This window comes from Spirillospora sp. NPDC046719, from assembly GCF_040645715.1.
Classification (GTDB): Bacteria; Actinomycetota; Actinomycetes; order Streptosporangiales; family Streptosporangiaceae; genus Spirillospora.
The window spans coordinates 1-10,022 of sequence record NZ_JBEYYT010000359.1 but is presented as its reverse complement, the minus strand read 5'-3'; the positions used below and the strand labels follow the sequence as shown (position 1 = coordinate 10,022).

7 protein-coding genes are annotated in these 10,022 nt (G+C 71.5%); 4 read left to right on the top strand and 3 right to left on the bottom strand.

Annotated features, from left to right (window positions below):
- Positions 1 to 127: 127 nt before the first annotated feature.
- Both ABZ914_RS38860 and ABZ914_RS38855 read right to left on the bottom strand, forming a co-directional pair.
- Positions 128 to 922, bottom strand: coding sequence for an enoyl-CoA hydratase/isomerase family protein (locus ABZ914_RS38860; RefSeq protein ID WP_433140250.1), 795 nt, complete (start codon positions 920 to 922; stop codon positions 128 to 130).
- Between the two features lie 4 nt (positions 923 to 926).
- Positions 927 to 1,829 (bottom strand): SDR family oxidoreductase, encoded by a 903-nt coding sequence (locus ABZ914_RS38855; RefSeq protein ID WP_500199488.1) that lies wholly within the window; start codon positions 1,827 to 1,829, stop codon positions 927 to 929.
- Positions 1,830 to 2,099: 270 nt separating this feature from the next.
- On the opposite strand from ABZ914_RS38855, the gene ABZ914_RS38850 reads away from it, so the two are divergent.
- The gene (locus ABZ914_RS38850) at positions 2,100 to 3,179 is read left to right on the top strand and encodes an NAD(P)H-dependent amine dehydrogenase family protein (RefSeq protein ID WP_500199487.1); all 1,080 of its coding nucleotides are present in this window, start codon (positions 2,100 to 2,102) and stop codon (positions 3,177 to 3,179) included.
- Positions 3,180 to 3,195: 16 nt separating this feature from the next.
- On the opposite strand, the gene ABZ914_RS38845 is transcribed toward ABZ914_RS38850, so the two are convergent.
- Positions 3,196 to 3,906 carry a DedA family protein gene (locus ABZ914_RS38845; RefSeq protein ID WP_500199485.1) on the bottom strand — a complete coding sequence of 237 codons (711 nt, stop codon included), beginning with the start codon at positions 3,904 to 3,906 and terminating at the stop codon, positions 3,196 to 3,198.
- Between the two features lie 257 nt (positions 3,907 to 4,163).
- On the opposite strand from ABZ914_RS38845, the gene ABZ914_RS38840 reads away from it, so the two are divergent.
- The 3 genes from ABZ914_RS38840 to ABZ914_RS38830 all read left to right on the top strand — a co-directional run bounded on the left by ABZ914_RS38840 (position 4,164) and on the right by ABZ914_RS38830 (position 9,971).
- The gene (locus tag ABZ914_RS38840; RefSeq protein WP_500199483.1) at positions 4,164 to 5,084 is read left to right on the top strand and encodes a glutathione S-transferase family protein; all 921 of its coding nucleotides are present in this window, start codon (positions 4,164 to 4,166) and stop codon (positions 5,082 to 5,084) included.
- Between the two features lie 106 nt (positions 5,085 to 5,190).
- On the top strand, positions 5,191 to 5,862 hold the full coding sequence (locus ABZ914_RS38835) for an AIM24 family protein (protein WP_190852513.1): 672 nt from the start codon (positions 5,191 to 5,193) through the stop codon (positions 5,860 to 5,862).
- Positions 5,863 to 6,248: 386 nt separating this feature from the next.
- Entirely contained in the window at positions 6,249 to 9,971 is a 3,723-nt protein-coding gene (locus ABZ914_RS38830; protein ID WP_500199482.1) for a multifunctional oxoglutarate decarboxylase/oxoglutarate dehydrogenase thiamine pyrophosphate-binding subunit/dihydrolipoyllysine-residue succinyltransferase subunit, read from the top strand.
- Positions 9,972 to 10,022: the final 51 nt, after the last annotated feature.

Sequence of the window (10,022 nt, the reverse complement as noted above, 5' to 3'; positions counted from 1 at the left end):
GGGGCGCCACGCGGCGCGCCCGCCGCCCCCCCGCCCCGGGGGGGCGGGGGGGGGGGGGCCGCGGCAAACCGGGGGGGGGCGCCCCCGCCGCCCCGCGCCCCCCCGCCGCTGTCGCTCGCAGGCGGCACTAGCGGTTCTTGAACCGCGGGGGGCGTTTCTGCATGGTGGCGGTCATGCCCTCGGCCAGGTCCTCGGTGAAGAAGGCGAGGGCCTGGACGCCGGTCTCCGCCGCGATCTGCCGGCGCAGGCCGGGGACGTCCAGGGACATGTTGAGCAGTTCCTTCGTGCGGCTCAGCCCGTACGGGGACGTGGCGAGCAGCTCGTCGGCGAGCGCCTGCGCGGCGTCGAGGTCGCCGCCCTCCGCGCAGACCTCGGTGACGAGCCCGAGCGCCTCCGCGCGGGCCGCGTCGAGGCGCTGCGCCCGGTAGGCGATCTCCGCGGCCTTCGCCGGGCCGACGAGGCGCGGCAGCAGCCAGGACAGCCCGCAGTCCCCCGCCGACAGGCCGAGGTTCACGAACGGGACGACGAACCGGGTGGTCGGGTCGGCGACCCGCAGGTCGCAGGCCAGCGCCCAGGAGACGCCCATGCCCGCGACCGGGCCGTGCAGCGCCGCGATCACCGGCTGCGGGATCTCCCGCAGCCGCGCGGTGACCTCGCCGCCGCGGGCGATGCCGCGGTAGAGCCGCTGGGCGCGGCCCTCCTCGGCCTCCTGGCCCGGATCGCCCTGGATGTCCATGCCGGAGCAGAAGCCGCGGCCGTCCCCGGTGAGCACCACGACCCGGGTGGACGGGTCGCGCGGCAGCTCGTTGAGGACGTCCAGCATCCGCTCGGTCAGCGCGCCGTCGACGGCGTTCAGCCGCTCCGGGCGGGACAGGGCGATGGTGAGCACCCCGTCCCGCCGGTCGAGCCTGATCCCGTCCAAGGGCTCAGGAGGTCAGCTGCTGGATGAGCGGCCCCATCTGCTCCATCGGGTTCTTGAACACCGCGAGCGGCTCGCTCGCGTTGATCGCGGCCCAGTTGTCGCGGACGGCCTCGACGGAGAGGGTCTCCTTCTGGCCGTAGCCGGGGCCCTCCGCGACGAAGATCTTGGCGATCCGGCCGCCGCCGACGGTGTAGACCTCGCCGGTGTCCTGGTTGGACTCGTGCACCAGGAACGCGACGAGGGGGGTGACCTGGTCGACGCCGAGCTTGTCGGCGAAGTCGGCGGGCAGCAGGTCCTCGGTCATCCGGGTCCAGGCGACCGGCGCGATGGCGTTGGCCTTGATGTCGTACTTGGCGCCCTCCTGCGCGAGGGTCTTGGTGAAGCCGACCAGGCCCATCTTCGCGGTGGCGTAGTTGGCCTGGCCGAAGTTGCCGAACAGGCCGGCGGGCGACGAGGTGTTGACGATGCGGCCGTAGCCGTTCTCGCGCAGGTGCGGCCAGGCGGCGCTGGAGACCAGGAACGAGCCGCGCAGGTGCACGGCGATGACGGCGTCGAACTCCTCGACGGTCATGTTCTTGAACGACCGGTCGCGCAGGATGCCCGCGTTGTTGACCACGATGTCGATCTTGCCGAACGCGTCGAGCGCGGTCTGCACGATCGCCTGCGCGCCCTCGGGGGTCGCGACGTTGTCGGGGTTGGCGACGGCCTCGCCGCCGTTCTTCTTGATCTCGTCCACGACCTCCTGGGCGGGGCCGGCGGAGGCGCCGACACCGGAGCGGTCGCCGCCGAGGTCGTTGACGACGACCTTCGCACCGCGCGCGGCGAGCTCCAGCGCGTGCTGGCGGCCGAGGCCGTGGCCCGCCCCGGTCACGACCGCGACACGGCCGTCGTAGCGCAGTTCCGACATTCCTGTCTCCTCACATCGCACCGACTACGCCCCCAGGTAATCATCCGGGGGTTACCCAGTGGTACCACTGAACCGAATCCCGCTCGGCCGCGGCCCCCTCCGATGCCTCCCCGGCGCGCCGCGCGGGCAAGCACCGTGCTTCGTGGGACTTCAGTGAAACTTGCGGCAAATGCCGCATTCCCCGGGACGTACGGCGTAGTGTCCACACCCACCCGCGCAACCCGGCCCGGTCCGCACAGGTGCCGCCTCGACTTCGGAGGTCCCGTCTCGATGAGCCCTGCCGACGCGTCCAGCGCCCCCCGCCCGTACCGCGTCGTGCAGTGGGCGACCGGCGCGCTCGGCCGCGCGGTGATCCGCGGCGTCCTCGAGCGCCCCGGCCTGGAGCTCGCCGGCGTCTGGGTGCACTCGCCCGCCAAGGACGGCGCCGACGCGGGCCTGCTCAGCGGCCGCGCCCCCACCGGCGTCACCGCCACCCGCGACGCCGCCGCCATCCTCGCCCTGGACGCCGACTGCGTCGTCTACGCGCCGGGGCGCACCGGCGACCCGCTCGCCGACCTCGACACCGTCTGCGCGCTGCTGGCCTCCGGCAAGAACGTGATCTCGGTGAACGGCCTGGTCTACCCGCAGGCGCACGGCCCCTCCCTGGTCAACGAGCTGGAGCAGGCGTGCAAGCGGGGCGGCTCGTCGGTCCACGGGACCGGCTTCAACACCGGGTTCATGGCGGACGTGATGCCGCTGGTGTTATCCCGGCTGTCGCGCCGGATCACCCACGTCTACTCCCGCGAATGCTCCGACTTCGCGCGGCACCCGTCCTGGCGGATGGTCCACCACATGGTCGGGTTCGGCCGCGACGAGGAGGCGTTCCTGCGCTCGCTGCGCCCCACCCGCACCGCGATGCGGTCGCTGTACACCGAGAGCCTGCACCTCGTCGCCGCCGGGCTCGGCGTGGACCTCGACGAGATCGACGTGGACGTGGACTACCGGCTCGCCGGCACCGACCTGGAGATCACCGCGGGCCTGGTCCCGCGCGGCACGGTCGCCGCGGCGCGCTGGACGTTCAGCGGGCTGGCCGGCGGGCGGCCGGTGATCAGCGTCGAGGTGATCCACAAGGCGGACGCCGCGCGGATCCCCGACTGGGGCGAACCCGGCCACTCGGTGCGGGTGCACGGCCGCCCGTCGATCACGCTGACCACCGACGACGAGTGGGTGTCCGACGAGATCTCCGCCGCCGCGGCGCACGCGCTGAACTCGATCCCCGTCGTCTGCGCGGCCGAGCCCGGCATCCGCACCTACCTGGACCTTCCGCCGGTCACCGGGCGGATGGAGGCCGCCGTTCCGGACGGCCTGTGACCCGGGGGCGGGACGGTCAGGGGAGGGTCTGCTCGACGCGGGACTCCGCGCCGCCGTCGCCGGACTCCGCCTCGGCGCCCGCGCCGGCCGGATCATCGGCCTCGACCTCGGCCTCCTCCTGGGCCTCCCGGCGGTGCTTGCGGACGCTCCACACCACGATCGCGGCGACCGCGATCACCGCGATCCCGATCGCGAGGCCGCGCCCGGCCCACTGCGCCGCGCGGTCGAACGCCTCGCCCGCGAAGTAGCCGCCGAGCGTGAACGTGACGACCCAGGTCAGGCCGCCGAGGAAGTTGAACAGCAGGAACTTCGGATACGGCAGCCGGGAGCTGCCCGCCAGCGCGGGCATCAGTGCCCGCAGCAGCGCGGTGAACCGGCCGATGAACACCGCGACGGCGCCGCGCCGCCGGATCAGGTCCTGCGCGCCCTCCACCTTCGCGCGGTGCTTGGACACCGCGCGGATGTCCAGCAGCCGCGGCCCGTACTTCTTGCCGATCTCGTAGCCGACCGAGTCGCCGGCGACGGCCGCGACGACCCCGATGACCAGCAGGAGCGGCAGCGAGAGCGTGCCCTGGCTGGCCAGCACGCCGCCGACCACCACCGCCGTCTCGCCGGGGAACACGAACCCGACGAACAGCGCCGCCTCCGCGAACACCAGCGCGGCGATCAGCCCGTAGACCAGGCCGGGCGGCAGGCCGTCCACCAGGGTGTTGAAAGTCTCGAGCATGGTCCCCCGCCATCTCGTCCGTCCGGGACCGCCTCCGGCTGCCGGCCCCTGCTGCGTGCCATGCGATCGTGCGAGCCCGTTTGGCGCGGGCCGCCGACGGTTATCGTATGCGCGGGGCCGGTGGTCCAGGATCCCCCGGAAGGACGACTTGCCGGTGGCCGGAAAGGCGTGCCGGCCGGCGGCCGCCTCCTTCCAGGGTCCCGGCCGCCTCCCCCGGACGGTCGCACCGCACGGTTGACTTTCGGAAGGAACCGGACATGACCGCACAGGAAGTCGAGCGGGGCCGCTTCGTCCGGCAGCCGAACCGGTTCACGGAGCGGATCACCGCGGACGGTTCGAGCGGATACCCCGTGGAGCCGGGCCGCTACCGGCTGTTCGTCTCCTACGCCTGCCCGTGGGCGCACCGCTCGCTGATCGTCCGGCGGCTGCTGGGCCTGGAGGACGCGCTGCCCGTCGCCGTCGTCGACCCGATCAGGGACGAGCGGGGCTGGCGGTTCCCCGACCGCGACCCCGTCACCGGCGCCGTGTTCCTGTCCGAGCTGTACCTGGCGAGCGACCCGTCCTTCGAGGGCCGCTACACCGTGCCGTGCATCTGGGACACCGTCACGCAGCGGCTGGTCACCAACGACTTCCCCAACATCACCACGATGCTGGAGACGGAGTTCACCGCGCTCCACGGCCCCGGCGCCCCCGACCTGTACCCGGAGGAGCTGCGCCCGGAGATCGACGAGCTGAACGACCTCGTCTACAACACGGTCAACAACGGCGTCTACAAGGCCGGTTTCGCCACCGCGCAGGACGCCTACGAGGACGCCTTCGACGCCCTCTTCGCCACTTTCGACCGGCTCGAGGAACGGCTCGCGGACCGCCGCTACCTGTTCGGCGACCGGATCACCGAGGCCGACGTCCGCCTCTACCCGACCCTCGCCCGCTTCGACGCCGTCTACTACTCGCACTTCAAGTGCAACCAGCGCCGCCTCGTCGACCATCCCCACCTGTGGGCCTACGCCCGAGACCTTTACTCGATCCCCGCGTTCGGCGGGACGACGAACTTCGACCACATCAAGCGGCACTACTACGTGACGCAGCGCAACATCAACCCGTCCGGGGTCGTCCCGAAGGGCCCGCTCGTCGACTGGACGGCCCCGCAAGGCCGCGACGCGCGCACCGGCGGCTGACACCGGGAACCGAACGCCGCTCGCTTCACGTCGTACCGGTCGGATCCCGTCGTTATGCTGGCGGATCTCCGGAACGATCACGACGTGAGAGGCAGTACCCCCGACAATGCGCAGCCAGTTCTTCGGAAACATGGACCAGGGGCAGCAGCTCCCCGGCCACTTCGCCCTCCAGAACTCCAAGATGCTCCGCGTCCACCTCAACGGTGACGTCCTCGCCCGGCAGGGCTCCATGGTCGCCTTCCAGGGCCAGATGGAGTTCGACTACGAGGGCGCCGGAGGCATCGGCAAGTTCATCAAGAAGGCCGTCACCGGCGAGGGCGTCCCGCTGATGCGCGTCCGCGGCCAGGGCCTGCTCTTCGTCGCGCACGACGCCGCCGACATCCACCTCTTCTACCTGGAGAACGAGGGCCTGACCGTCAACGGCGCCAACATCCTCGCCTACGACTCGCACCTGCAGTCCGACATCCAGCGCGTCCAGGGCGCCGGCATCGCCGCGGGCGGCCTGTTCAACACCACCCTCCAGGGCACCGGCTTCGTCGCGCTCACCACGCACGGCACCCCGGTCATGCTCGACTGCGGCCGCGCCCCCACGTTCGCCGACGGCCAGTCCGCGGTGGCGTGGAGCACCAGCCTCCAGGTCGGCGTCAACCGCACCTTCAAGGCCGCCGCGCTCATCGGCCGCGGCAGCGGCGAGGCCATGCAGCTGGCCTACCAGGGCCAGGGCTTCGTCCTCGTCCAGGCCAGCGAGGGCCCCACCGTCCCCCCGCACACCCACTGAGTTTTCCAGCATCGCCCTCGGCGGTCGGGCCCTGGGGGCCCTCCCTTCAACGGGCAATGCGTGCGATCGCTGCATCGCTCCGACTCGGCCCTGGGGGCCTCGCTGCGCGATCGGATTCTCGCTTCGCTCGAATCCGGCTTCGCACGCGATCGCGACGGCTCGGGCGGCGCGCGGCCGGGGCTTCGGGCGCGGCTGGTGGGTGACCTCGGTCACCTTTCGGACGGTGGATCTTGTCGGAGGCGCGGCCTCGGCTTCGGCAAGATCCCTGTGGCCGCGGGGGAATGGGGTGCAATCGCAACGCGCTGGCATGGGAAGAGGTCAAGTGCGAGTAGCCTTGATAGGTCTCTTATCTCACCTGCGAGCTGCGGAAGAGGGCGATCTCCGCCGTGTCGACAGAGTCGTCGCAAACTAGTGCCGACCCAAAGATCACAGATTTCGGTGCCAACGAGTGGCTGGTCGACGAGCTGTACCAGAAGTACCTCGAAGACCCCAACTCGGTTGACGAAGCCTGGTGGAACTTCTTCGCGGACTACCAGCCGGGCACCCGGCCCGGTTCCGTGACCCCCGCGTCCCCCGGCGCACCCCAGACGAGCACCGGAACGGCGGCCGGCGCGGCCGCCAACGGCACCGCGGCCGCCCCGCCGACACCGCAGCCTCCGGTGTCGCCGCCGAAGGCCCCCGCCAAGCCGGCCGACAAGGCCGCCAAGCCGGCGCCGAAGGCGGACAAGCCGGCGCCGCCGCCGGTCCCGGCGGGCGCCGAGGAGGTCCGGCTGCGCGGCGTCGCCGCCCGGACGGCCACCAACATGGAGGCCAGCCTCGCGGTGCCGACCGCGACCAGCGTGCGCGCCGTCCCGGCCAAGCTGCTGATCGACAACCGCATCGTCATCAACAACCACCTCAAGCGCGGCCGCGGCGGGAAGGTCTCCTTCACGCACCTGATCGGCTACGCGATCGTCAAGGCGCTCGCGGCGATGCCGGAGATGAACGCCGCGTACACCGAGGTGGACGGCAAGCCGGTGCTGGTCCGGCCCGAGCACGTCAACTTCGGGCTGGCGATCGACCTGCAGAAGCCGGACGGCTCCCGGCAGCTGGTCGTGCCGAGCATCAAGGCCGCCGAGACGCTGGACTTCCGCCAGTTCTGGGCCGCCTACGAGGAGATCGTCCGCAAGGCGCGCGGCAACAAGCTGACCATCGAGGACTACCAGGGCACCACGATCAGCCTGACGAACCCGGGCACGATCGGAACGGTGCACTCGGTGCCGCGGCTGATGCCCGGCCAGGGCACGATCATCGGCGTCGGCGCCATGGAGTACCCGGCCGAGTTCGCGGGGGCGTCCACCGACACGCTGGCCCGGATGGGGATCAGCAAGGTGATGACGCTGACCTCCACCTACGACCACCGGATCATCCAGGGCGCCCAGTCCGGCGACTTCCTGCGCCGCATCCACGAGCTGCTGCTCGGCGAGGACGGCTTCTACGACGAGATCTTCGAGGCGCTGCGCATCCCGTACGAGCCGGTGCGCTGGGTCAAGGACATCTCCGCCGGCCACGAGGACGACGTCGCCAAGATCGCCCGGGTGCACGAGCTGATCCACGCCTACCGGGTCCGCGGCCACCTGATGGCCGACACCGACCCGCTGGAGTACAAGCAGCGGCGCCACCCCGACCTCGACATCCTCAAGCACGGCCTCACCCTGTGGGACCTGGAGCGCGAGTTCGCGACCGGCGGGTTCGGCGGCAAGCCGACCATGAAGCTGCGCGACATCCTCGGCGTGCTGCGGATGGCGTACTGCCGGACGGTCGGCATCGAGTACATGCACATCCAGGACCCGGAGGAGCGCGCCTGGATCCAGGAGCGCGTCGAGGTCCCGCACGACAAGCCGTCCCGCGAGGAGCAGCTGCACGTCCTGCGCCGGCTGAACAGCGCCGAGGCGTTCGAGACGTTCCTGCAGACCAAGTTCGTCGGGCAGAAGCGGTTCTCGCTGGAGGGCGGCGAGTCCGTCATCCCGCTGCTGGACTCGGTGATCTCCGCGGCGGCGAAGGCCAGCCTGGACGAGGTCGTCATCGGGATGGCGCACCGCGGCCGGCTGAACGTGCTCGCCAACATCGTCGGCAAGTCCTACGGGCAGATCTTCGGCGAGTTCGAGGGCAACCTCGACCCGCGCAGCGCGCAGGGCTCCGGCGACGTGAAGTACCACCTGGGCGCGTCCGGCGACTTCGTCGCCGACGACGGCTCGAAGATCCACACCGAGCTGGTCGCGAACCCGTCCCACCTGGAGACGGTCGACCCGGTGCTGGAGGGCGTCGTCCGCGCCAAGCAGGACCTGCTGGACGTCGGCGAGGCCGGGTTCACGGTGCTGCCGATCCTGATCCACGGCGACGCCGCGTTCGCCGGGCAGGGCGTGGTGGCCGAGACGCTGAACCTGTCGCAGCTGCGCGGCTACCGCACCGGCGGCACCGTGCACGTGATCATCAACAACCAGGTCGGCTTCACCACCGCGCCGGAGTACTCGCGGTCCAGCGTGTACGCCACCGACGTGGCCCGGATGATCCAGGCGCCGATCTTCCACGTCAACGGCGACGACCCGGAGGCGTGCGCGCGGGTGGCGCGGCTGGCGTTCGAGTACCGGCAGACGTTCAAGAAGGACGTCGTCATCGACATGGTCTGCTACCGGCGCCGGGGCCACAACGAGGGCGAGAACCCCTCGTTCACCCAGCCGCTGATGTACGACCTGATCGACGCCAAGCGCTCGGTGCGCAAGCTGTACACCGAGGCGCTGATCGGCCGCGGCGACATCACCGTCGAGGAGGCCGAGCAGGCGCTGCGCGACTACCAGGAGCAGCTGGAGCGGGCGTTCACCGAGACCCGCGAGGCCGTGAAGAAGCCCCTGGAGCCGGGCTCGGTCGTCAAGCCGGACGTCGAGGAGCGCATCCCGATCGACCACGGCGGGGCCGGCACGGCGATCCCGCAGGAGACCGTCAAGCGGATCATCGAGACGCAGGTCAGCCTGCCGGAGGGGTTCACCCCGCACCCGCGGCTGCAGCCGATCCTGCAGCGCCGCGCGCAGATGATCGAGGACGACGCGATCGACTGGGCGACCGGCGAGCTGCTGGCGATGGGCTCGCTGCTGATGGACGGCCACCCGGTCCGGCTCGTCGGGCAGGACACCCGGCGCGGCACGTTCGGGCAGCGGCACGCGGTGCTCGTCGACCGCAAGACCGGCGAGGAGTACACCCCGCTCAAGCAGTTCGGGCAGGGCGTGTCGAAGTTCTACGTGCACGACTCGCTGCTCAGCGAGTACGCGGCGATGGGCTTCGAGTACGGCTACTCGATGACCCGCCCGGACGCGCTGGTCGCGTGGGAGGCGCAGTTCGGCGACTTCGCCAACGGCGCCCAGTCGGTGGTGGACGAGTACATCTCGTCCGGCGAGCAGAAGTGGGGCCAGCGCTCCAGCCTGGTGCTGCTGCTGCCGCACGGCTACGAGGGGCAGGGCCCCGACCACTCGTCCGCGCGGATCGAGCGGTACCTGCAGCTGTGCGCGCAGGACAACATGACGGTCGCCTACCCGACGACCCCGGCGAACTACTTCCACCTGCTGCGCTGGCAGGTGCTGTCCGGCCGGGGCAAGCCGCTCGTGGTGTTCACGCCGAAGTCGCTGCTGCGGCTGAAGGCGGCGACGTCGCCGGTGCAGCAGATCACCGATGGCGCGTTCCAGCCGGTCATCCCGGAGGCCGACCCGGCCGTGGACCCGGCGGGCGTGAAGCGGGTGCTGCTCACCACCGGCAAGATCTACTACGACGTGGCGAAGGCGCGCGACGCCGCGGGCGCCACCGACACCGCGATCGTGCGGGTCGAGCGGCTGTACCCGCCGCCGGTCGACGAGATCAGGGCGGAGCTGGCGAAGTACCCGGCCGGCGTCGAGGTGGTCTTCGTCCAGGACGAGCCGGCGAACATGGGCGCCTGGCCGTTCATGGCGCTGAAGCTGCCGCACCACATCGAGGGGCTGAAGATGTCGCGGGTGTCGCGCCCGGCGTCGTCCTCGCCCGCCGTCGGCTCGGCCAAGCTGCACCAGGCCGAGCAGGAGGCGCTGCTGTCCAGGCTGTTCTGACGCTCTGGTGAGCTGACGGGCAGGCCGTGTGGGGGGGGGCGGGCCCCCCCC

Bases quoted from the DNA above. Each gene is read 5' to 3' on its own strand.
- ABZ914_RS38850 (WP_500199487.1), top strand. From the start codon at position 2,100: ATGAGCCCTGCCGACGCGTCCAGCGCCCCCCGCCCGTACCGCGTCGTG.
- ABZ914_RS38835 (WP_190852513.1), top strand. From the start codon at position 5,191: ATGCGCAGCCAGTTCTTCGGAAACATGGACCAGGGGCAGCAGCTCCCC.
- ABZ914_RS38840 (WP_500199483.1), top strand. From the start codon at position 4,164: ATGACCGCACAGGAAGTCGAGCGGGGCCGCTTCGTCCGGCAGCCGAAC.
- ABZ914_RS38855 (WP_500199488.1), bottom strand. From the start codon at position 1,829: ATGTCGGAACTGCGCTACGACGGCCGTGTCGCGGTCGTGACCGGGGCG.
- ABZ914_RS38845 (WP_500199485.1), bottom strand. From the start codon at position 3,906: ATGCTCGAGACTTTCAACACCCTGGTGGACGGCCTGCCGCCCGGCCTG.